This window comes from Flavobacterium nackdongense, assembly GCF_004355225.1.
GTDB lineage: Bacteria > Bacteroidota > Bacteroidia > Flavobacteriales > Flavobacteriaceae > Flavobacterium > Flavobacterium nackdongense.
On sequence record NZ_CP037933.1, the window covers coordinates 1,189,526 to 1,212,591 of the forward strand.

Below are 23,066 nucleotides of genomic sequence, written 5' to 3' on the forward strand. Positions count from 1 at the left end.
AGGAATATTTTCTTTATATTTACTTGTTTAATATATCAAAAATATAACCTTTAAAAACACATAAAATGGCAAAGAGTCAAGACGCAAAGAAAAACGTAAAAAAAGAACCTCTTAAAACCGCCAAGAAAAAAAAAGAGGAAAAAAGAGAAAAGAAAAATAGTCCAAAAAGGGATTAGTTAGCAGATTACAGATAGCAGAAAAAAGCAGTTTAAAAATGGCTTAAATCATTTTTAAACTGCTTTATCTTTATGTATAAATTGTCTTATTTCTATGTTCTGCAATATGCAACCTGCCGACTGCAGCCTGAAATCTGCTAACTGATCACTACTTCACAGGTATATTCTCTAAAATTTCCAATACAAATTTCCAGAATTTTTGAGAAGATTTAATCGAAGCTCTTTCGTCTGGCGAATGCGCTCCCTGAATGGTTGGTCCAAAAGAAATCATATCCATATCAGGATAATTGGTTCCCAGAATGCCACATTCTAAACCGGCGTGACAAGCGACAACTTTTGGTTTTTCGTTGTTTTGTTTTTCGTAGATTGTAACCAATAAATCCAAAATTTCAGATTTGACATTAGGTGTCCAACCCGGATAAGAACCCGCAAAGTTTACTTCGCAACCGCACAATTCGAAAGCAGAACGCAAGGCATTGGCCAAATCCATTTTGGAAGTTTCTACCGAAGAACGTGTCAAACAGCTAATTGAAATTTCGCCCTCTTTGATAATCACTCTCGCAATATTATTTGAAGTTTCAACCAAATCTTCCATATCGGCCGACATTCGGTAAACGCCGTTGTGAGCGGCATAAATCGAACGAATAATTCCTTCCTGAACACCCAAATCCATAACTTTTTTCGGTAAATCGCTTTTCACAATTTCGATAGTCAAATTCGGTTCAGTAGTTTTATATTCGGTTTTGATGTCGTTGATAATTTCCTGCATATCGAAAATGTATGCTTCGTCATACATCCCAGCAACAATAACTTTGGCAACGCTTTCACGAGGAATCGCATTGCGTAAACTTCCACCATTAATTTCTGCTACTTGAAGTCCGAAATTTTCGAAAGCATCAAACAACAAACGATTCATTATTTTGTTGGCATTACCCAATCCTTTATGAATATCTATTCCTGAATGTCCGCCATTCAAACCTTTAACCGTGATAGTATAACCAACCGAATCTTCAGGAGTTTCCTCTTCTTGATAACTTCGAGTAGCTGTAACATCGATTCCTCCAGCACAACCTATGTCGATTTCGTCATCTTCTTCGGTGTCCATATTCAAAAGGATTTCACCTTTCAGGATTCCGCCCTTTAGGTTTAAAGCGCCTGTCATTCCGGTTTCTTCGTCAATGGTAAACAAAGCTTCAATTGCGGGATGTTTGATTTCTTTTGATTCTAAAATTGCCATCATCATCGCCACTCCAAGACCATTATCAGCACCTAAAGTAGTTCCGCGAGCACGAACCCAATCTCCATCGACATACATATCGATTCCTTGTTTGTCGAAATCAAAAACGGTATCCGCATTTTTTTGATGCACCATATCCAAATGCCCTTGTAGGACAATGGGTTTGCGATTTTCCATTCCAGTTGTGGCAGGTTTACGAATAATGACATTGCGGATTTCGTCTTCAAAGGTTTCCAATCCCAGTGAATTTCCGAAGTTTTTCATAAACTCGATAACGCGTTCTTCTTTTTTGGAAGGTCGAGGAACGGCGTTTAAATCGGCAAATTTATTCCAAAGCGCTTTGGGTTCTAGATTTCTTATTTCTTTGCTCATTGTATATTTGTTTGTATGATTTATTTTTTTTGACACAAATTTTAAAGTTATAAATTCAAAATCTTGATTAGACTTTTGTTGATGCTTTGAATATCCAACGAATCCAATTCGCCTAATTTTCCGAGAATTAAATCTTTGTCGATTGTGGTGATTTTAGACACCCGAACCAATGATGTCTTCTTTAACCCATTCAAATCATTTGGTTCTAAAATAATGTCAAACGTATTTTTCCATTTGAATTGAGTTGTAATAAAAGCCACAATTACATCCAAATCGGATACGACTAAAACCAAGGCCGGTCTTATTTTTTTGCCTTTCAAATCGGTAAAGGGAAAAGAAAGAAGAACTATATCTCCTTTTTTCATTGGTATTTTTCTTTTATATCACTCACTTGATACAACTCCTCTTCATTTTGAAGAAATTCATACGATTTTGAAGTTGAAGCAAGTGTTTTAATACCTTCTGTGATGATTTTATCATCTATTTTACTTGCCAAAAAACTTACATAATCAGACACTTCCTGAATTCTGGAATCAGAAAGGTGTCGCAATTTTTCGACTGTGTCTTTAATAAGTTCTTCTCTTGACATAACTATAGAAATGTTTAAATTCCGAAAAAGAAAATTAAGCTTCACAAATTTACAAAAAAGAAATACTACTTCTTGATTAATGATTAAATTTATCGCCAAAAGTCAATTAATGCAACGCAAATACATTCTTCCTCTATTTCTCCTATTTCAAATTCTATTTCTGAAAATAATCGCCTTTTTTCCAGAATTTGTAGAACGTTTTTACAGCAATGGATTGTATGTTTATGTTTCGAAAATTTCGAGAATAACGCTAGGGAAAATTCCTTTTTCAGTGGGAGATATCATCTATGGAATCCTGATTGTATATCTTTTGAAATCAATTTGGAAAACCCGAAAAACTTGGAAATTGCAATGGAAAAATAATATTCTAAAAATTTTAAATGTGCTTTCGGTAGCCTATTTTCTTTTTCACTTTTTATGGGCAATGAATTATTACCGCCAACCGCTTTTCGAAAAAATGAAAATCGAAAGAGATTACACGGATGGCGATTTGTTGGATTTTACCAAAAAACTGATTGCCAAAACGAACGAAATTCAATCCCAAATCACGAAAAACGATAGTCTGAAAGTAGTATTTCCGTATTCGGATGAACAAGTTTTCGAGATGAATTTAAACGGTTACAAAAAACTTTCCAGTCAATATCCTTTTTTTAAATATACACATCCAAGCATCAAGAAATCGCTCTTTAGTTTGCCGTTGACGTATATGGGTTTTGGTGGGTATTTGAATCCGTTTACAAATGAAGCGCAAGTGAATTATTTGATGCCAAAATACAATTTACCAATGACTTCTTGCCACGAAATAGCGCACCAAATGGGTTTTGGCAGCGAAAGTGAGTGCAATTTTATTGGGTTTATGGCTTCTGTAAAAAATGAGAATTTATACTTTCAGTATTCGGGATATAGTACTGCTTTGCGGTACTGTTTGAGTAATTGGTATGCTCGAGATGCAAAAGTTTTTGACCAATTATTGAAAACCATTCATCCCGGAATTTTGAAAAATTATCAGGAAAGCGAGGAATTCTGGAAGCAATATGATACTTTTATTGATGAAGGATTCCATCTTTTTTACGACAACTTCCTGAAAATAAACCAACAAAAAGACGGAATGGAGAGTTATAGCAAATTCGTGAACTTGATGGTGAATTATTACAAGGGGAAAGATCTTTAAAAAAATATAAGTTGTAGCCTAGCCCCGATTACTTCACTTGACTTTTATTTTAATAGGAGTTCAGTGAACTTTGTTTGAAGGGAAAATCCTGTCATTGCGAGGAACAAAGCAATCAAATCGTAAGATTGCTTCGTTCCTCGCAATGACAGATTGGAATGATAGCGGGACGACTGTTTATCGAAAAAACGAAAATTTTTGCTCCCAATAAAAAAAATAAATTTGTAACAAAATATACTTTTTGCCCACTAATACGATTATGAGCGACGATTTAGAACAATCATTTGTGCAGCAATTGAAGGCCAATCAGAATATAATCCACAAGATTTGTAGGTTGTATACGAATGGTGAGGACGCGCATAAGGATTTGTTTCAGGAAATCACCATTCAGCTTTGGAAAGCTTTTCCGAAGTTTCGAGGCGATAGTAAATTTTCGACTTGGGCCTATCGGGTCGCTTTGAATACTGCGATTACTTTGTACCGAAAAAGTACCCGTTCCGTAAAAACGATAGATTATGAATCACAGCAATATTTTATTAGCAATGAGGATTATAATTATGAAGAAGAGGAACGCTTAAAACTGATGTATAAGGCGGTTTACCAGCTGAATGATATCGAAAAAGCCTTGGTTTATATGTACCTCGAAGATAAGGATTATGGTGAAATTTCGGAAACTTTAGGAATTAGCGAAGTGAATGCAAGGGTGAAAATGAATAGAATAAAAGGGAAATTGAAAAAAATTCTGAATCCCTAAAGAGTTTGAATTAAAGAGAATGAAAAATGGGTTGGAGACGCCAACGAGTGTTGCGAGCTAAGCTTCAAAGAACTGGCAAAGCGATCCCGTTTGACTCCAAAAAAAATAACAATCTGCAAATGAAAGAGCTAGATTTATTAAAAAAAGATTGGCAAAACAACAATGCCTTTGAGCAGATTTCGGATATAGAAATCTACAAAATGTTGCATCAAAAATCGTCTTCGATTGTGAAATGGATTTTGATTGTGAGCATTATTGAATTTGTGGTATTAAATGGTATTTCCTTTTTACTAAATGACCCAAAATACGACGCTTTTATGCGGATGCATCCCTATATCAACTTTTTGGAAAAGTTCAATTATGTGGTAATCATTGTATTTATCTATTTATTTTACAGAAATTTCAAATCGATTTCGGTTTTGAATTCGGCAAAAACTCTCATAAAACACGTATTGAAGACCCGAAAAATAGTGACTTATTATATTTTTTGGAATATTATTATTGGCGGAATTACAGGTGCTTTGAGTTTTATAGAAGGTTTTAATGATGGTTATGATTCAGGTAGTACTGCATTAGGGAATAAAGGCAAAACAATCTTAGAAGCCAACTGTTTTACCATAATCGTAGTGGCATTATTGATTATGGGGATCATCTGGCTGTTTTACAAATTATTATACGGAAGATTTCTGAGGAAACTAAAAGACAATTATAAAGAATTGAAAAAAATAGATTTATAAACAAAAAGTTCGCCGTGGCGAACTTTTTTTATTTAATATTCCCATTGCCGTAATTTATTCAATTCTTCGGCTGCTTTTAATTCTTCAACGGGAATTACTTTCAGGAAGGTAGGATGCTGCTCGATGGCATATTCTATTTTTTCGACTATAGATTCTATTGATTCATTATCATAGTCAATTTGCAATGGTTCTTTGATAATAAATGATTGCAGAATGTCTTTCTTTTTCATCCGCAATCCTTTTTTGTCGAACGAGCGACGGAATCCGTCGATGACTATTGGCACAACAATAGGTCGATGTTGTTTGATGATATGTGCGGTTCCTTTTCGAACCGGTTTAAAGGAACGCGTTGTGCCCTGCGGAAAGGTAATTACCCAACCATCATTGAGCGCAATTTTAATATTTTCGGTGTCATTAGGATTTACGTCTCTTTTTTCAGTTACATCTTTTCCTTTGGCACGCCAAGTTCTTTCTACGGTAATGGCACCGACATAAGATAATATTCTGGGCAATAGTCCAGCTTGCATCGTTTCTTTGGCAGCTACATAATAAATATTAAGTTTGGGTTTCCAAATGTATCCAATGTTTTTTATAGAGTCTTGACGCCCGCTCAAACTGGCATTGAAAACGTGAAACATCGCTACCACATCGGCAAAGTAGGTTTGATGATTGGAAATAAAAAGCACATTGGTATCAGGGAGTTTTGTAATTATTTCGGAACCTTCTATTTGTAAACTGTTAAATCCACGATACCGTTTGTGCGTCAGCAGCGCAAAAATGTGTATCAAACCTCTTTTCAGAAGAAGAATATGTCCAAATGGATTTCTTTTAATCAATGCCATAAAAAATGTGTAAAAATCATAATCGGACGACAAACATACGAAATTTATAAATTACAGCACTTTTTTTAATACTTCTTTCAATTCGCTCAACATCATAGCTGTAGCGCCCCAAACGATATGTTCGTTTATTTTGAAAGCAGGAATTTCTATATTTTTCGCATACGATGTTGACATTGTAGTATTTACAATCAAATCATCTTTCAAAAAATCTGCTATGGGCAATTCGATAATCTGCGCCACTTCGGTTTCATCGGGAATAAAACTAATTTCCTCTTGGCAAAACCCTAAAAACGGATACACCAAAAAATTACTCGCTTGGATGTATAACTGTGTAAATGCCCTAATAATTTGAATATTTTCAGGATGAATACCAATTTCCTCGTGGGTTTCACGCAAAGCAGTGTTCCAATAATTTTCATCCTTAGGTTCAAATTTCCCGCCCGGTAAGGCTATTTGCGCCGAATGAACACCTTCGTACGAATTTCGGACGATGAGCACCAAGTGAATTTTTCCTTTTTTGGGATACAGCAACATCAACACAGCCGCCGTTTTTGGATTGAAACTGCTTAGATTTTGATTTTTCAAGCTTTCCAATCGTTCAGGAGGAACCATTTTGAAATGTGCATCCTTGGCAGGAAGGCTCACTTCTAAAAATTTTGGAACATATTTTAAAAATTCTTGAAAATCCATAATCAAAACCTATTTTTGCAGATTAGAAACTGTTATAAATATAGTTTAAAAAAATTAAATTCCAAAATGGAAATTCCCCAAATAACGAAAGACAAATTCCAAATTCCAAATAACAAATTCCAAATAACAAAAATAACGAAAGCGCAGGAGAACTAAAAAAACAAACCATCAACAATAAACAATAAACAATAAACCATAAATGTATAGCAAAGAGGAAGCACAACGATTGAAGCGGGAATTTTGGATTGAATTTGCCGAAAAATACCCTCGGAAATGGATTTTGTATGACACCAAAATCAAGGACTTTTCGTTTAAATTTTTTGCCGACAATAAAAAAGCGCAAGTACTTATTGACATCGAACATCGCGATGACGAAAAACGCATCATTTATTTCGAAAAGTTGGAATCTCTGAAAAGTATTTTAGAGGATGATTTTGTCAAGGATTTGGTATTCGAGAAAAATTTCACGCTCGAAAGTGGCAAAATTATCAGTAGAATTTGGGTCGAAAAACTACAATTAAGCATCAGCAACAGAAACCATTGGAACGAGATTTTTGATTTTTTCTTCGAAAATATGAATGCGCTCGAAATGTTTTATTGGGAATATGGGGATTACATCCGAGATTTAGAAACCAATACCTAAACCACAATAAACTATAAACTATAAACTATAAACTATAAACTATAAACCATAAACTTACAAAGGTTTTGGGTACCGTTTTTTAATATTCCGAATCAACTCTTCGAGCCCGTTGAGCTTCAATTCATAGATCAATTGCAGCTGTTGACCCAATTCTCCTTTTGGAAAGCCTTTGTTGGAATACCAAACCACATAATATTCCGGCAAATCGATAAGATACCTGCCTTCGTATTTGCCAAAAGGCATTTTGGTATGAGCCAACTTGATAAGTTGTTTCGGGTCTTGTTCCATATTTTTTTAGAGAAAAGAATATAGAAAATAGAGTATAGACTTAAGCTAGAATCTATATTCTATTTTCTTTGTTCTTTGTTCTTAGTTCTATTTCCAATTAAAACTAATCTTCTTCTCGATTTCAGTGTTCAAACTCAAGAAAACGGGGCAAGTCATTGCGGTTCTTTCAAGAATGGTTTTGGTTTTTTCATCGGTAGCAAGGTTCATATCAAAAACAACTTCGATAGCGCTAATTCTTCTGGGTTCGGCTTGCATAATTTTGGTTACAGCAGCGGTAGAACCTGTGAAATCAACGTTTAAATCCCTAGCTTTGATTCCCATAACGGTCATCATACAACTGGCCAAAGCATTGGCAACAGTATCTGTCGGTGAGAAAGCTTCCCCTTTTCCGTTATTGTCTAATGGTGCATCGGAAATGATTTCGCTACCCGATTGCAAATGAATGGATGAAGTTCTTAAATCGCCTAAATAAGTTACTTTTGAAGTCATAGTTTGAGTTTTTGTTTGTGGTTTGTAGTTTATGTTTTGTGGTTTATGGTTTGCTTTGTCTTAATACTTGATACTTAAATCTTAATACTTACTTTGCTTCTTTTATTGTCAAATCGGTGTCGTAATACAAGATATAAATTCCTTTATTGGTATAACCTCCATCTGTTTTTTTGTAAAATTCAAACTTATTGTCGACTTGCTCTGTTGCGACAGAATCGGCCGTTTCCTGATAGGTTTTATCTTGAGCCAATCGCATCATCGTATCAAAAGTCACATCAAAACCACGTGTGGCATAGGTACTAGGGGCAATCTTGTTTTTCTTGCGGTATTCTTTTTCGAAAATCAGTGCTTCCATTGATTCGTTTTCGCGAGCTATCGAAGGATACATTAGTTTTAATTTGGTCAGGTTTTCAAAATTAATCTCATCGGTATCCAAAGTTTCATTGGGTTCCATAATCACCAACTCCACATTATAAGTAGCCATAACACTCATCATAGTTGCCATAGTCCACTTGACCATTCCCGTATTTTCAGAAGCTAAAAGGACGTAATTGATTTTGCCTTTGACCAGCAAACTTTTGAAACTCTCTGCAGATAAACTCCCGTTTTCGAGCAAAGCAGCAAATTTTACTTCTGGATAATTCTGTTGAATGAATTGTCTTGCCGACTCCTTTTTCTTATCGACAACTGCAATAATATTTCCCCCTTTTGAAATCATATATTCGAAAACGGCTCTTTTCAAAGCTTCAGCTGTTGGGATAGTTTGGTACAAATTAGGAAACGCATTACCAATATCTTTCGATAAAGGAGAAATTACAGCCACATTCTTATCAGTCAATAAAGCAGCGGTTTTCTCCACATTATTTTGATAAAACGGACCGATAATCGCGTGAGCAGACTCTAAATTATTTTGCTGATGAATAGTGGCAATGTTGGAACTATTTTTGGTTTCTTGTGAATCGAAAATACTAACATCTACAGGAATTCCGATACTTCGAGCCGAATCTATAGCCATCAATGCGCCCGAATAAAAATCCAAAGTCATATTCAAAAATTTGTCTTTTTTCAAGCGATTGGTAATTGAATTTACCGTGTCTCCTTCAATTTTGGTCAAATTAAAAGGCAATAGTAACACCAATTTCTTTCTCTCGCTTGCGGTTGTTTTTATATCTAAAGTGGAGTATTCCCGCTTTACATCTAATTCCTTTGGTATCGAAGCCGATTCGGGCACTTTTACGACCATTCCTGCTTCAACACCTGTAGCTAAAACTGGATTCAATTTCACTAATTCTTCTTGAGACAAACCAGCCATTTTAGATAAACTGTATAAAGTTTCTTTGGGTTTTACCACATATTCAATATAATTAATTTTTGGAATAATGGGTTTTACCGTTTCTTTTTGAGACGATGCCGTAGCCACTTTTGGCGCAGTTCCTTTAATGATTAGCTTGTAACCAATGGTCAAGTTTGGAATGATTTCTGGATTTTTTTGTTCTAATTCCTCAATCGTGATTCCGTATTGTTTGGCAATCGAATATTTGGTTTCTTTAGGAAGTACCTCGTGATAGACTACTTTTTCTGCTGTTGCAACAGGTTTTTTCGTCTTTGCAGCCGATGGAATAACCAAAATTTGTCCTATTTGAAGTCCTAATTTTTCCAAATCGGGATTCACTTTCTTCAAGTCTTCCTCAGTAATGCCATATTTATTTTCGATGCCATACAAAGTTTCTTTGGGTTCTACTTTATGTGTTTTTACTGTCGAATTTGTTTTCTTGCTATCTCCTTTTTTAGGAATCAGCAAAACACTATTGGGCTTTAAACCATTCTGAGCATCAGGGTTCAATTGATAAATATCATAAGGTGTGACATTGTATTTCTGGGCAATTTGGGTAATAGTTTCTCCCTTTTCTACTTTGTGCTTATCATAATTTTGCGCCAAAACCCTAGCAGAAACTAATATTATAAAAATACAAATGATTCTCTTTATCATAATTCAAATACTTTAAAAGTTAATCCACAGCCATTTCGATGGCATTACCGATCTACATTTTACTTGCCAATAAAAATAGTGTTTTCAAAATCAATATAAAAACAAAAAATCAATTTCTTTATTGCTATTGAAATTGATTTTTGTGATTTTAATTAAATATAAGTTCTATTCCCACTCGATAGTTGCTGGCGGTTTAGAGCTAATGTCATACACGACTCTATTCACACCTTTTACTTTATTGATTATATCATTTGACACTTTCATCAAGAATTCATAAGGCAAATGCACCCAGTCTGCAGTCATCCCATCGGTAGATTGAACTGCTCTAAGGGCTACTACTTTTTCGTAAGTACGCTCATCGCCCATTACTCCAACGCTATTTACAGGCAGCAAAATAGCTCCGGCTTGCCAAACTTGATCATACAATCCCCAAGATTTCAATCCGTCGATAAACACTTTATCGACTTCTTGCAGAATTCGAACTTTTTCGAGTGTGATATCGCCTAAAATTCTGATGGATAATCCAGGTCCTGGGAAAGGATGTCTTCCTAATAATTCAGGGTCAATGCCAAGCGTTGCTCCTACTCTACGCACTTCGTCTTTGAAAAGCATTCGCAAAGGTTCCACCACTTTTAATTTCATATAATCAGGTAAACCACCTACATTATGGTGTGATTTGATAGTTGCCGATGGTCCTTTTACCGAAACCGATTCGATCACATCTGGATAAATCGTTCCTTGTGCCAACCATTTTACGTCTTCGATTCGATGTGATTCTACATCAAAAACTTCGATGAATGCGTTACCTATAGCTTTCCTTTTTAATTCTGGCTCAGAAACTCCAGCGAGTGCATCATAAAAACGTTGAGAAGCATCCACTCCTCTTACGTTCAATCCCATTCCTTCGTATTGATCTAAAACGTTTTGGAATTCATCTTTTCGAAGCAAACCATTATTGACGAAAATACAATAGAGATTTTTTCCAATCGCTTTGTGCAATAAAACGGCTGCTACCGTAGAATCGACACCTCCAGAAAGTCCAAGAACCACTTTGTCGTCTTGTAATTTTTCTTTCATTTCAGCCACAATCTCTTCGACAAAAGCATTTGGTGTGAAATTTTGAGGCACCTGAGCAATTTTCACTAGGAAATTCTCCAACATTTTTGCACCATCCGTCGAGTGAAAAACCTCAGGATGGTATTGAATCGCATACGTCGTTTCCCCTTCGATTTTATAAGCCGCAAATTCCACATCGTGTGTACTTGCCAACTTTATTCCATTGGTAGGCAGAGCCTTGATACTATCACTATGACTCATCCAAACTTGACTGTTTTCGGCTACACCTTCGAAGAAAACTTCGTTGTCCTTTATATAAGATAAATTGGCTCTTCCGTATTCTCTGGTATTAGAAGCCGCTACTTCACCACCACTAAAATGGGCTAAATATTGTGCTCCGTAACAAACGGCAAGCATTGGTAATTTCCCTCTGATTTGAGATAAATCAGGATGTGGAGCGTCTTCTCCGCGAACAGAAAATGGGCTTCCGCCAAGAATTACCGCTTTATAAGATGATAAATCATCCGGAAAATGATTGTAGGGAAAAATTTCGCAGAATATATTTAATTCGCGAACGCGTCGGGCAATAAGTTGTGTGTATTGCGATCCGAAATCTAAAATAAGTACGTTGTGTTGCATGCGGCAAAATTACTTTTTATAATTGGGAATCAAAAATCGAAAATAGAAAAATTGTCTTTTTATTCTTTGGTGACAATAATAGTTGCTTTAAAACCAGTACCTAAATTCCATTGGCTGGCAGAAATCAGATTTCCTTTATCATCATAAACTCGAAATTCGGCTGTATTGGGTCCTAGCCTTCCTTGGTTGAGTGCTTCAAAATCTATTTTATTAAACCCCTCGACCAATGTAATTTCAAAACCTTGAAAATCACTATCCAAATAGACTCCCGGCACAATTGTTTTATCATTAAGCAAAACTCTAATCTGGTCGCCATCGACTTCGCCATAATCGCGATAACTGACTTTGGCAGTCAATGAGCTGGTTTTGTAACTTCCCAAATCCTGATTTCTTCGAAAAACAATTTGGTCTTCATTATCCGCTTTCTTGTTCAATCGATCGCGAACAAAATCTCCGGGATTGACGAATTTTTGGGTGGGCGTTAACGAAAAATTATTTTCAGGAACCCCTATTTGAAAAGAATTATTGGGTTTGGGTTTGGTGTTGAGAATATTGGGATTTTCCAACACATTTGGAGCCACAATTTTAGGCAAATCTGTAGGAGGAGGCAGTGTTTCTTTTTTGGGTTTAGGCTTTATATTTTGTGGTGGAATGGCTTTGAATTTTGAATTAAATTCGATTTGACCAAAGCTATTGAAAGCAAAAACGATACTAAAAAGGAATAAAAAAATCTGTTTCATAAGTGCTGAATACTGACAAATCAATATTTTGAAAGTCCAAAAATAATTGAAATCAACGAGTCGAAGTCACAAAAATAACATAAAATTATTTTCTGTGTTTTGCATACTGTAGAGATTTCATTGATTTTTAGTAGGTTTGTCTTGTAATCCATTTTGTTTGCTTAATTCTAGATAGAAATTTCACCATTTTGTAAATAAACAAATCACTTATCATGGCGAATAATACCAATATTTCAATTATTTCAAACCAAGATTTGGTTGTCGAATTATCACAACTTATTGAACAAAGCAAAAAACAAATAGCTTCTCAAGCCAACAGCGCTGTCACTATTTTATTTTGGCAAATTGGCAATCGCATTAATCAAGATATTCTACAAAACAAACGCGCTGAATATTCAAAACAAATTGTGTCGACAGTGTCTACACAATTGAAAGAACGATATGGGAAGAATTTTGAATTAAGGAACTTGAGACGAATGATGCAATTTGCGGAACAATTTACCGATTTTCAAATTGTCGTGCCGCTGTCACGACAATTGAGTTGGTCACATTTTGTAGAATTATTACCTTTAAAAACCATTGAAGCAAAACTATTTTATGCACAAAACGCATCAAATAATTTATTTGGAATTAGAGAATTAAGAAGGCAAATCGCTTTAAAAACATTCGAAAGAACCAACATTGCTGATGCTCAAATTGTAGAAGCAACTCAAATTCCATTTAACACCTTCAAAGATCCTTACATTCTTGATTTATTAGGTTTGCAAGATAGCTACTTGGAAAAAGATTTAGAAAATGCCATACTTCACGATTTAGAAACTTTTATCCTCGAACTTGGCAAAGGTTTTTCATTTGTGGAACGCCAAAAAAGAATGATTATCGACGGCGAAGATTTTAATTTAGACTTACTTTTTTATCATCGAAAACTGAAAAGATTGGTTGCCATAGAATTAAAATTAGGTAAATTTCAAGCAAAACACAAAGGTCAAATGGAACTATACCTTAAATGGTTAGACAAATATGAAAAACAAGAAGGCGAAAATACACCAATTGGACTAATTCTTTGTGCCGAAAGTAGTAGAGAACAAATTGAACTACTCGAAATGCACAAAGACGGAATTATGGTTGCAGAATATTGGACCGACTTACCTCCCAAAAAACAGTTTGAAGAAAAAATACACTTGCTCCTAATTGAGGCTAGAGAGAGAATAGAAAGAAAAAAATTGCTTTAAGTGATAAATCCCTGAATCCTCAGCACAAATTAGCTATTTCTTCTCCATTTTTTTTCATAAATTGCGGCTCAAAATTAAACCCGAGTGTTCCATTAGCAACACTTTCAAAAATCAAAACAACACAAAAACAATTAAAATGAAAAGAGAAAACATATTGACCGGTTCACCTTGGGAAGACAAAATGGGGTATTGTCGTGCCGTTCGCATAGGAAACATCATCGAAGTTTCAGGAACCGTGGCTATTGTCGATGGCGAAAAAGTAAAAGCCGATGATGCTTTTGCACAAACCTTAAACATCCTTGAAAGAATCGAAAAAGTATTGCAAGATTTGAATGTCGGGATGAAAGATGTCATTCGTACTCGAATTTTTACTACCGATATCACTACCTTCGAAGATGTGGCTCGAGCGCACGCTACTTTTTTCAAAGACATCAAACCCACAACTGGTTTTTATGAAGTGAGCAAATTAGTAGCTCCTGAATATTTAGTAGAAATAGAATTTACAGCCGTTGTTGCTGGATAATTTCAACAACTTGTCATTGCGTAGGAATCTCAACAAACAAAATCAACAAACAAGAGATTTGCTTCGCCTGTTCGCTCACGCTCGAGTCTACAGAATGACAAAAAAAACTTAAATAATTCTAGGAAAAAGAGTAACCTGATTAATGTCTTGAATTTAATGAACCTCAAAAAAAACTTCTTTCTCATCGCCAAATGGATGCTCATTTGCTTGTTGATTGGTTTTTTTTCTGGTTCAGCCTCAGCATTTTTTTTGGTATCTTTAGAATGGGTGACGCACTATCGAGAATACCATAATTGGATTATTTGGTTGCTGCCCGTGGGTGGACTCGCCATAGGGTTATTGTATAAATTTTACGGAAGTGATGTAGTAAAAGGCAATAATTTATTGCTGGAAGAATACGAAAATCCACAAAAAACGATTCCACTCAAAATGGCACCGATGGTGCTCGTAAGCACCTTAATCACGCATCTTTTTGGAGGTTCGGCAGGTCGAGAGGGAACCGCAGTACAAATGAGTGGTGCTATCGCAGACCAATTCAAAAAACCATTCCATCTGAATGATTCCGACCGAAAAACACTCATTATTCTAGGCATTAGTGCGGGATTTGCTTCGGTTTTTGGAACCCCGTTGGCTGGTGCCTTGTTTGCTCTAGAAGTTTTGTATTTCAGCAAAATCACTTACAAAAGTATCGTTTTGTCTTTCCTTGTGGCCTATATTGCTTATTTTACTGTCGAATTGTGGCAGGTTCAGCATACGCATTATCAGATTCCTACAATCCCAGCACTTAGTTTAAACCATTTTTCCTATATCATTGTTGCTGGTGTTCTATTTGGTTTAACTGCCATGTTATTTTCAAGAAGCACCCATCTTTGGGCGACATTATTTTCAAAATACATTCAGGATGCCCCTTTACGACCCTTTGTAGGAGGTCTTATTTTAGTGGTTGCGATTTACTTCATGGGAACAACAAAATACATCGGATTGGGCATTCCAACATTGGTTGAATCCTTCTCCACAACCAACCCTTGGTATGATTTTCTGCTCAAAATTCTCTTTACTGGATTTACACTTGGCGCGGGATTCAAAGGAGGTGAAGTTACTCCGCTTTTTTTCATTGGCGCCACCTTGGGAAGTGCATTATCTCTGGTTATTCCTTTGCCAATAGCGCTTTTGGCAGGAATGGGATTTGTTGCGGTATTTTCGGGAGCAACTCACACTCCTATTGCATGCAGCATAATGGGAATGGAACTTTTTGGTGTTGAAAGCGGCACTTATATCGGAATCACTTGTATCCTAGCCTATTATTCGTCGGGTTCCATTGGAATTTATCATTCACAAATTGTAAAAGGGTCTAAATACAAGTTGTACCAACGATTTAAAAAGAAAGATCTTGAAGATTTTTAGAGTTGTAAATGTTTGTTAAATGTAGAATTGTTTTCGACTTTACTATAAAAAAATGTAAATTCGCAACCTATGAACGAACAAGATATACTAGCCATACAAGCTTTACTAGCTACACCCAAAAAAATAGCCATTATTCCGCATCGAAATCCTGATGGAGATGCGATGGGCTCTACCCTTGGGTTGTATCATTTTTTACTTCGAAACCATCATTTTCCTGTAGTGGTTTCGCCCAATCAGTTCCCTGATTTCTTAGCTTGGATGCCCGGGTCAGAAACCGTGGAAATCTTTGAAAACAACAAGAAAAAAGTGAGCAAAATACTCGAGGAAGCCGAATTGGTTTTTACCTTAGATTTCAATGCGTTGCACCGTGTGGGCGAAATGGAAAACGTGCTCAACACTCTAAAAGTACCCTTTGTGATGATGGATCACCATCAATCGCCAGATGACTATGCTGTTGTGACTTTTTCGGATGTGGCCTATGGTTCGACTTGTGAAATGTTGTATCATTTTATTTGTTCGTTGGGCAAAAAATCTCAGATTGACAAAACTATTGGTACTTGTATCTATACCGGAATTCTAACCGACTCAGGTTCGTTCCGATTCCCAAAAACTACGGGCACAACCCATAGAATCATTGCCGATTTAATCGATTTAGGGGTCGAGAACAGCCAAATTCCAGCTTTACTTTTCGACAATAGCTCGTTTGACCGTTTGCAATTATTGGGAAGAGCTTTGCAGAATATGAAAATTTTCCCAGAGCATAAAACAACCTATACGACGCTGACACAAAAGGAACTAGACCAATTCAATTTTATAAAAGGCGACACCGAAGGCATCGTCAATTATGGTTTAAGCATCAAAGGCATAGTCTTTACAGCAATATTCATCGAAAATGCCGAAGAAAAAATCATAAAGATTTCGCTTCGTTCTCAAGGTGATTTCGACGTGAATCTCTTCGCCAGAGCTCATTTTAATGGTGGCGGACATCAGAATGCTGCAGGAGGAAAATCGGAACTTTCTATGGAAGAAACGATAATTAAATTTGAAAATTTAGTTCGTACACTAAAAATATAAATCATTATGACCCATTTCAAACAGATTCTTATCGCATTCTTGTTCACTTTTGTAGTGTCTAGTTGCAAACAAAGTCAAGACGCTCGCAGACCCATTTCGCATGCCTCGGGTTCTTTTATGAAAAAATCGGCAGAACGAAACAAGAAACTCATCGCTACTGAAGAAGGCCAAATCGATTCCTTGATTAAGAGCAATCCCAAAGTAAAATATATGGCTTCGACCAAAGGGTATTGGTACACCTATGTAGTCCAAAACGATATCGACACCATCACCCCAAAAAAAGGAGATGTAGCCTTTTTTAACTATGAATTAAAAGATTTGAAAGGCAACATAATCTATTCAGAAGTGGAACTGAAACCCCAAACTTATGCCGTCGATAAGCAAAATATAATGACTGGACTGCGAGAAGGTATCAAATTGATGCACAAAAACGAAAAAGTTATTTTTCTTTTCCCTTCGCATGTCGCCTATGGTTACCACGGCGATGACAAAAAAATTGGTCCCAATCAACCTTTATTATGTACTGTAAGCCTGCATAATTTCATTTCGGAAGAAGCTTTCAAAAAAGAAATTCAACTCAGACAGAGCAATACTTTGAATCAGGATCAAAGTGGTGTCCAACCCAAACAAACCAAACCCGTAAATAAAATTATTGACACATTAACCAATTAAATTTAACAATGAAAAAAAGCATTTTAGTTGCATTCGCCGCCGTACTTTTTAGCTCCCTATATTCTTGCAAAGAGGAGAAAAACAACCTTCCCGACGGATTATACGCCCAAATCGAAACCAACAAGGGAAAAATAATTGTGCAATTGGAGTATGATAAAACCCCAATTACAGTAGCCAATTTTGTTACATTGGCCGAAGGAAAAAACGAATTTATCACCAATGAAAACCTGAAAAAGAAACCTTTTTATGACGGTTTGAAATTTCACCGAGTCATTCCAGAATTCATGATTCAAGGAGGTGATCCATTAGGAACTGGCTCTGGTGACACCGGCTACAAATTCAAAGACGAAATCACCGAAATGAGATTTGACAAAGGGGGAGTTTTGGCAATGGCCAACAATGGGCCTGGAACCAACAGCAGCCAATTCTTCATCACACATCTTGAAACCCCTTGGTTGGAAGGGAAACACACCATTTTTGGACATGTTGTCGAAAATGGAATGGATGTGGTCAACAAAATCGAACAAGGAGATTATATGGAAAAAGTAACCATTATCCGCAATGGTGAAGCTGCCAAAAAATTTGATGCCGTCAAAACATTCCGTGACTATTATAAAATAGAAGCTGAGAATCAAAAAAACAAATTGGCATTAGAAAGAGCAGCAAATGCCAAATACCAAGCGGTTTTCGACAAAAAAGTAGCCGAATTCGAAGTTTTAAAAGCCAAAGCAACCACGACCCCAACCGGTTTAAAATATGCAATCACCAAAAAAGCGGGTGGCAAAAAACCAGCTGCAGGCGCCAATATTTTCATTCATTACGCAGGTTATCTTGAAAACGGAAGCCTTTTCGATTCGAGTATCGAAGCCATAACCAAAATCTACGGAAAATACGATCCAAACCGAGCTGCTCAAGGTGGTTATCAGCCGATTCCTTTTCAATACGGCAAAAAAGATGGTTTGATTCCAGGATTTATCGAAGGAATTGAGCAATTGTCTTTTGGTGACAAGGCTACCATTTTTATCCCTTCAAAATTAGGATATGGTGAAGCGGGTGCCGGTGGTGTGATTCCACCGAATGCCAATATTATTTTCGAAATCGAGTTGTTAGAAAAAACGAACTAGAGGACAAAATACGAAGTACGAGATACGAAGTACGAAATACGAAGTACGAAGTACGAAATACGAAGTACGAAATACGAAGTACGAAATACGAATTGAAAACAGTTAATAAATATAAATTTTTTACATAAATATCCAATTATGAAAACTAAAATTCTAGTATTATTATTCTTGGGAATGTTGAACCTTCAGGCACAAACGACCAAAAAACCCGCAACAACAAAGCCAGCAACTACAACCAAAAAACCAACTACAACTACAAAAGTAAATCCAACGACGCCAGCATCTGGTGATGCAATTTTTGCTACGATTACCACCAACAAAGGACCTATCGTTTTGCAATTGGAATACAAAAAAACTCCAGTAACTGTGGCCAACTTCATCGCTTTGGCCGAAGGAAAGAATACTTTTGTAACTGATGCTAAACTCAAAGGAAAACCTTTTTATGATGGTTTAAAATTTCACAGAGTGATTAAGGATTTTATGATTCAGGGAGGCGATCCCTCAGGAAACGGTTCCGGCGGCCCTGGTTATGCCTTTAAAGACGAAATTACCGATTTGAAACACAACAAAGGAGGCATCCTTTCGATGGCTAATTCTGGTCCAGCAACCAATGGAAGTCAATTCTTTATTACACACAAAGAAACGCCTTGGTTAGACGGAAAACACACCGTTTTTGGCCATGTAACTCAAGGAATGGATATTGTGAATGCCATAGCTCAGGATGATGTCATTTTGAAAGTGACTATCACTAGAAAAGGAACTTCTGCCAATGCTTTTAATGCACCTAAAGTTTTTGCAGATTATTACAACAACAAAGCGGAAGATGCCAAAAAACAAGCCGCAATTGATGCCGAAAACAAGAAAAAACAAGCCGAAATCGAAGCCGCAGCTAAGAAAGCGTATGAAGAAAAATATGCTAGTGTAATCGCTGCCAAAAAAGCGTATTTGGATGCTGAAAAAGCTACTGCTACCACTACCCCATCCGGATTATCGTATAAAATTACCCAAAAAGGAACCGGGGTAAAACCAGCAGACGGAACTACAATCTATTTTAATTATGCCGGTTATTTTGAAGACGGAAATCTTTTTGATAGCAGTTATTCTGATGTTTGCAAAACTTACGGAAAATATGACGCCAATCGAGATGCTCAAAACGGATACCAAGCTTTCCCTTTCGAAGCTGGCAAAAAAGACGGAATGATTCCGGGATTTCTAGAAGGATTGAGCTTATTGTCTTTTGGAGAAAAAGCCATCATTTACTTACCCTCGAATCTTGCTTATGGCGAAAGAGGTGCTGGCGGTGTAATTCCTCCAAACGCTACTTTAATTTTTGAAATAGAAATGATTGAAAGTAAAGCCGAGCCCAAATAATAACTACGAGGAATGAGAAAAACAATCCCGACAAGCCATGCTACTTGTCGGGTTTTTGTTTTTTTTTAATTTTACTATAAATTCCTGATTACCAGAAATCTGATTACTAAAAACTATTTTTTAAATTTCCAATCAAATTCGTCTTTGGCATTGATGATGGCACCAATTTCAAATTTCACCACTTCTTCAAATTCGGTTTGGAGGATAAACCAATTGTCTTCGTTGAAATAATTTTCGAAAGTATCAAACGATTCTTGCGTGAACTTGGTGATGCCTTTTGTAGCCAATTCTTTTTTGGCTTCACTATTTTTTTTGCCTATGATTGTGTGACCCAATAATTCTAAATTTCGATCAGATGCCACAATATAACCCAATTTGAGCTCTTCTTCCTGATAGAACGTCAATCGCATTTTTAGTGAATTATAGGTAAAAATAACATTCTCGTCTTCGTCTTTGTAATTGCGGTTGGGTTTGCCATAAAGCGCAATAACATCGTTTTGTTTCATGCCGAAAAGGAGCTTGTCGATTCCGTTTTTTAGATTTATTTTCATCTGTGTAAATTTTACGACAAAGTTCGCAAAGTTTTCTACAAAATTCGCTTTTTTTTAAAGTTTAAAACAATTTAGTATCATCGAGCACACAGATTTTAGTATATTTGTAAGGAAGATTGTGCCAATTTTTTCACAGTCTGACGTTAGCAGAACTATTAAATCCGACATTATGAAACAACAATTATTTTCAATTAAAGTAATTTTAATCTTAACCAGTTTGGTAACCTTAATCGGTTGTCAAAAAGATGATGATATATTTCAAGTAAGTGAAACAAAATTTTTAGTTGATAAAATATATAATTACAACAACGACCTTATAGCGGAATACTTTTATGACAACGAAAATAGACTTATAAAAAAGTATGTGACTGAACATTTGGGTAATAACTATCAACAAGAGTGGGCATCTTACTCAGATGAATTTGAATATCAAAACGGTCGTGTTTCAAAAATTATTCATAAAGACATTTCGTACAATATGTTTAACTATGAAACCAATATCTTCTACAATTCTATTGGTACTATAACAAAAACAGAAATATATAAAAACGGTCAACTTATTTCAAATAACTCTAATTATAGATACAAGAATGGCAATTTAACAGGAACTATAAAATACAACTTGGCTACTATTGTATATAAAGATTCCATTATTTATAACAAATCAGGAAATGTGATTAAATATTTATACGAAAGACCTGAAACGGATTTAATTGGGAATCCGCTACCACAAACAAAAATAACTACCATTCAAGAATTTAGTTATGACAATCATTTGAGACCAAACTTTAATCTTGACTATCTTTTCATTTATGAGCCTCTGCCATTTAATGAATTAGCAGATTTACAAAGACATTTATCCACAAATAATATGACTTATTTTATTGATGGAACAAAATGGATATATTCGTATAATGAACAAGGTTTACCCTCTAAAATTGAAGTTAAATGGAAAGATATTGAAACAACTTTGCCAATGATGTTAAGAATAACATACAAAGAGATAAATTAAAAAATACTTCTTCAAACAACGAGAGTTTCTTTGCGTGCGCAGCACGAACAATGAAACTCGGGTTGAACATAACTGGAGTACCTGCCGTCAACACTATTGAGTTATCGTAAAATATTTAGAGAGAATAGTAGGAGGATTTTGTTTCTTCTCTTTTTGTTTGAAATTTTCAATAATTAATACTTAAATTAGTATCATTAAATAAAGAACCCAAATGAAAAAAATAATAGTAGTTTTTCTTATAAGCTTTGTTTCCCTGAACACTTTCGGACAAGACATAACAGGAAAATGGAATGGCCTTTTGAAAGTGCAAGGAATGCAATTGAGAGTTGTGTTCAATATTAACAAAACCGAAACAGGTTATAGCGCCACAATGGATAGTCCTGACCAAGGAGCCAAAGGAATTCCGGTGACCACAACCCGTTTTGAAAACTCCAATTTGAAAATTGAAATGAATGCTCCCAAAATTGAATACGAAGGTGTTTTAGGCAATGATGGAGTGGTATCAGGGAATTTCAAACAAAGTGGCATGACTTTTCCGATGAATTTATCAAGGCAAGAAATCGAAAAGGAGAAAATTAGAAGACCACAAGAACCTGTAAAACATTATCCCTATTATACTGAAGATGTCAGTTTCGAAAATAAAAAAGCTGGAATTACACTGGCAGGAACACTGACTTTGCCACAAAAAGAAGGCGTCTATCCTGTGGTAATTTTGATTAGCGGAAGCGGACCACAAAACAGAGATGAAGAATTGATGGGACACAAACCGTTTCTAGTAATAGCAGATTATTTAACCCAAAATGGTATAGCCGTACTGCGTTATGATGATCGAGGAACCGCTGCATCGAAAGGCAATTTCAAAACAGCAACCAGTTTAGATTTTGCCTCCGATACTGAAGCTGCCATGGCGTATTTGAAAACGAGAAAAGAAATCAACCCCAAAAAAATAGGCCTAATAGGACATAGCGAAGGCGGTTTGATTGCTCCAATGATTGCCAGTAATAACAAAGATGTCGCCTTTATCATTTTGCTCGCTGGACCCGGAATACCAGGCGATCAATTGCTTTTGATGCAACAAAACCTAATAGGTAAAGCAGCTGGAATGAGTGATACAGAATTACAAAAAAGTGAAGCAATCAATAAAAAAGCTTTTGAAATTGTAAAACATTCGACAAGTATCGAACCGCTCAAAATCGAGCTAACTCAGTTACTTAGTCAGAATTTAAAAGACAATCCAAATAGTGCAATACCAAATGGAATGAGTGCTGATGACTATGTGAAACTTCAAGTCGATCAAATTGCTTATCCTTGGATGCAATATTTTATCAAATACAACCCTGCTCCTGCTCTAGAAAAAGTAAAATGTCCGGTATTGGCGCTGAATGGAGAAAAGGATTTACAAGTTCCGCCAGAAGCCAATTTGGAAGCTATTCAAAAAGCATTAGAAAAGGGTGGAAACAAAAATGGCAGTTACAAAGTGTTGCCCAACTTGAATCACTTGTTTCAGGAATGTGAAACTGGAGCTCCTAGTGAGTACGCCCAATTAGAACAAACTTTTGCTCCAAAAGCGCTAGCAGAAATTGTAGATTGGACCAAAAAAGTAATAAAATAAACCAACTCAGTAAGATGGCTTAGGAATAATAACAAACTAAGCTATTCTTCAGAAAAAAAAACTTGAGAGTAAAAACCTATT

Annotated in this window: 24 protein-coding genes; 13 read left to right on the plus strand and 11 right to left on the minus strand. The window is 35.9% G+C overall.

The features are described from left to right. Nucleotides 1-324: 324 nt before the first annotated feature. Genes E1750_RS04705 through E1750_RS04715 form a run of 3 tightly spaced genes read right to left on the minus strand, consistent with a single transcriptional unit; the run spans nucleotide 325 to nucleotide 2,374 of the window. Nucleotides 325-1,785 (minus strand): aminoacyl-histidine dipeptidase, encoded by a 1,461-nt coding sequence (locus tag E1750_RS04705; RefSeq protein WP_133275660.1) that lies wholly within the window; start codon nucleotides 1,783-1,785, stop codon nucleotides 325-327. Between the two features lie 47 nt (nucleotides 1,786-1,832). Further along, nucleotides 1,833-2,150, minus strand: coding sequence for a type II toxin-antitoxin system PemK/MazF family toxin (locus E1750_RS04710; RefSeq protein ID WP_133275661.1), 318 nt, complete (start codon nucleotides 2,148-2,150; stop codon nucleotides 1,833-1,835). After that, nucleotides 2,147-2,374, minus strand: a complete 228-nt coding sequence (locus tag E1750_RS04715) for a hypothetical protein (protein ID WP_133275662.1) — start codon at nucleotides 2,372-2,374, stop codon at nucleotides 2,147-2,149. The genes E1750_RS04710 and E1750_RS04715 overlap by 4 nt, the downstream gene beginning before the upstream one ends. Nucleotides 2,375-2,483: 109 nt before the next feature. On the opposite strand from E1750_RS04715, the gene E1750_RS04720 reads away from it, so the two are divergent. The 3 genes from E1750_RS04720 (at nucleotide 2,484) to E1750_RS04730 (ending at nucleotide 5,033) form a co-directional block, all read left to right on the plus strand. After that, the gene (locus tag E1750_RS04720; protein ID WP_133278081.1) at nucleotides 2,484-3,545 is read left to right on the plus strand and encodes a DUF3810 domain-containing protein; all 1,062 of its coding nucleotides are present in this window, start codon (nucleotides 2,484-2,486) and stop codon (nucleotides 3,543-3,545) included. A gap of 256 nt (nucleotides 3,546-3,801) precedes the next feature. Next, nucleotides 3,802-4,296, plus strand: coding sequence for an RNA polymerase sigma factor (locus tag E1750_RS04725; protein WP_133275663.1), 495 nt, complete (start codon nucleotides 3,802-3,804; stop codon nucleotides 4,294-4,296). A gap of 119 nt (nucleotides 4,297-4,415) precedes the next feature. Next, nucleotides 4,416-5,033 carry a hypothetical protein gene (locus E1750_RS04730; protein ID WP_133275664.1) on the plus strand — a complete coding sequence of 206 codons (618 nt, stop codon included), beginning with the start codon at nucleotides 4,416-4,418 and terminating at the stop codon, nucleotides 5,031-5,033. A gap of 32 nt (nucleotides 5,034-5,065) precedes the next feature. On the opposite strand, the gene E1750_RS04735 is transcribed toward E1750_RS04730, so the two are convergent. Next, a complete protein-coding gene (locus E1750_RS04735) occupies nucleotides 5,066-5,875 on the minus strand; it encodes a lysophospholipid acyltransferase family protein (RefSeq protein WP_133275665.1) in 810 nt (269 codons plus the stop codon). Nucleotides 5,876-5,926: 51 nt separating this feature from the next. After that, on the minus strand, nucleotides 5,927-6,565 hold the full coding sequence (locus tag E1750_RS04740; RefSeq protein WP_133275666.1) for an NUDIX hydrolase: 639 nt from the start codon (nucleotides 6,563-6,565) through the stop codon (nucleotides 5,927-5,929). Nucleotides 6,566-6,764: 199 nt separating this feature from the next. Here E1750_RS04740 and E1750_RS04745 point away from each other — a divergent pair, with 199 nt between their 5' ends. After that, entirely contained in the window at nucleotides 6,765-7,208 is a 444-nt protein-coding gene (locus E1750_RS04745) for a DUF4268 domain-containing protein (protein WP_133275667.1), read from the plus strand. Nucleotides 7,209-7,262: 54 nt separating this feature from the next. Here the strand turns inward: E1750_RS04745 and E1750_RS04750 are convergent, their stop codons facing one another. The 5 genes from E1750_RS04750 to E1750_RS04770 form a co-directional block, all read right to left on the minus strand. Continuing rightward, nucleotides 7,263-7,496 carry a DUF3820 family protein gene (locus tag E1750_RS04750; protein WP_133275668.1) on the minus strand — a complete coding sequence of 78 codons (234 nt, stop codon included), beginning with the start codon at nucleotides 7,494-7,496 and terminating at the stop codon, nucleotides 7,263-7,265. Nucleotides 7,497-7,583: 87 nt separating this feature from the next. Beyond that, complete coding sequence (locus tag E1750_RS04755) at nucleotides 7,584-7,985, minus strand: OsmC family protein (RefSeq protein WP_133275669.1); 402 nt, start codon at nucleotides 7,983-7,985, stop codon at nucleotides 7,584-7,586. Between the two features lie 88 nt (nucleotides 7,986-8,073). Then, complete coding sequence (locus tag E1750_RS04760; RefSeq protein ID WP_133275670.1) at nucleotides 8,074-9,975, minus strand: LysM peptidoglycan-binding domain-containing protein; 1,902 nt, start codon at nucleotides 9,973-9,975, stop codon at nucleotides 8,074-8,076. A gap of 165 nt (nucleotides 9,976-10,140) precedes the next feature. After that, a complete protein-coding gene (gene guaA / locus E1750_RS04765; protein ID WP_133275671.1) occupies nucleotides 10,141-11,670 on the minus strand; it encodes a glutamine-hydrolyzing GMP synthase in 1,530 nt (509 codons plus the stop codon). A gap of 59 nt (nucleotides 11,671-11,729) precedes the next feature. Next, entirely contained in the window at nucleotides 11,730-12,410 is a 681-nt protein-coding gene (locus E1750_RS04770) for a hypothetical protein (protein WP_227873962.1), read from the minus strand. Nucleotides 12,411-12,622: 212 nt separating this feature from the next. Between E1750_RS04770 and E1750_RS04775 the strand changes: the two genes are divergently transcribed. The 7 genes from E1750_RS04775 (at nucleotide 12,623) to E1750_RS04810 (ending at nucleotide 19,810) form a co-directional block, all read left to right on the plus strand. Beyond that, entirely contained in the window at nucleotides 12,623-13,642 is a 1,020-nt protein-coding gene (locus E1750_RS04775; protein ID WP_133275673.1) for a PDDEXK nuclease domain-containing protein, read from the plus strand. 136 nt (nucleotides 13,643-13,778) lie between these two features. Continuing rightward, entirely contained in the window at nucleotides 13,779-14,165 is a 387-nt protein-coding gene (locus tag E1750_RS04780; protein ID WP_133275674.1) for a RidA family protein, read from the plus strand. 156 nt (nucleotides 14,166-14,321) lie between these two features. After that, a complete protein-coding gene (locus E1750_RS04785; protein WP_133275675.1) occupies nucleotides 14,322-15,569 on the plus strand; it encodes a voltage-gated chloride channel family protein in 1,248 nt (415 codons plus the stop codon). A 69-nt stretch (nucleotides 15,570-15,638) separates the two neighbouring features. Further along, nucleotides 15,639-16,643, plus strand: coding sequence for a DHH family phosphoesterase (locus E1750_RS04790; protein WP_133275676.1), 1,005 nt, complete (start codon nucleotides 15,639-15,641; stop codon nucleotides 16,641-16,643). A gap of 6 nt (nucleotides 16,644-16,649) precedes the next feature. Next, entirely contained in the window at nucleotides 16,650-17,315 is a 666-nt protein-coding gene (gldI, locus tag E1750_RS04795) for a gliding motility-associated peptidyl-prolyl isomerase GldI (RefSeq protein WP_133275677.1), read from the plus strand. Nucleotides 17,316-17,323: 8 nt separating this feature from the next. Continuing rightward, entirely contained in the window at nucleotides 17,324-18,439 is a 1,116-nt protein-coding gene (locus E1750_RS04800; protein ID WP_133275678.1) for a peptidylprolyl isomerase, read from the plus strand. A 138-nt stretch (nucleotides 18,440-18,577) separates the two neighbouring features. Then, on the plus strand, nucleotides 18,578-19,810 hold the full coding sequence (locus tag E1750_RS04810) for a peptidylprolyl isomerase (protein WP_133275679.1): 1,233 nt from the start codon (nucleotides 18,578-18,580) through the stop codon (nucleotides 19,808-19,810). 113 nt (nucleotides 19,811-19,923) lie between these two features. On the opposite strand, the gene E1750_RS04815 is transcribed toward E1750_RS04810, so the two are convergent. Further along, entirely contained in the window at nucleotides 19,924-20,361 is a 438-nt protein-coding gene (locus E1750_RS04815) for a hypothetical protein (protein WP_133275680.1), read from the minus strand. Between the two features lie 169 nt (nucleotides 20,362-20,530). Here E1750_RS04815 and E1750_RS04820 point away from each other — a divergent pair, with 169 nt between their 5' ends. Together E1750_RS04820 and E1750_RS04825 are read left to right on the plus strand one after the other, a co-directional pair. Further along, nucleotides 20,531-21,373: a hypothetical protein gene (locus E1750_RS04820; RefSeq protein WP_133275681.1), complete on the plus strand. Its 843-nt coding sequence runs from the start codon at nucleotides 20,531-20,533 to the stop codon at nucleotides 21,371-21,373. Nucleotides 21,374-21,584: 211 nt separating this feature from the next. Continuing rightward, a complete protein-coding gene (locus tag E1750_RS04825; RefSeq protein WP_133275682.1) occupies nucleotides 21,585-22,985 on the plus strand; it encodes an alpha/beta hydrolase family protein in 1,401 nt (466 codons plus the stop codon). The last annotated feature ends 81 nt before the right edge of the window (nucleotides 22,986-23,066 follow it).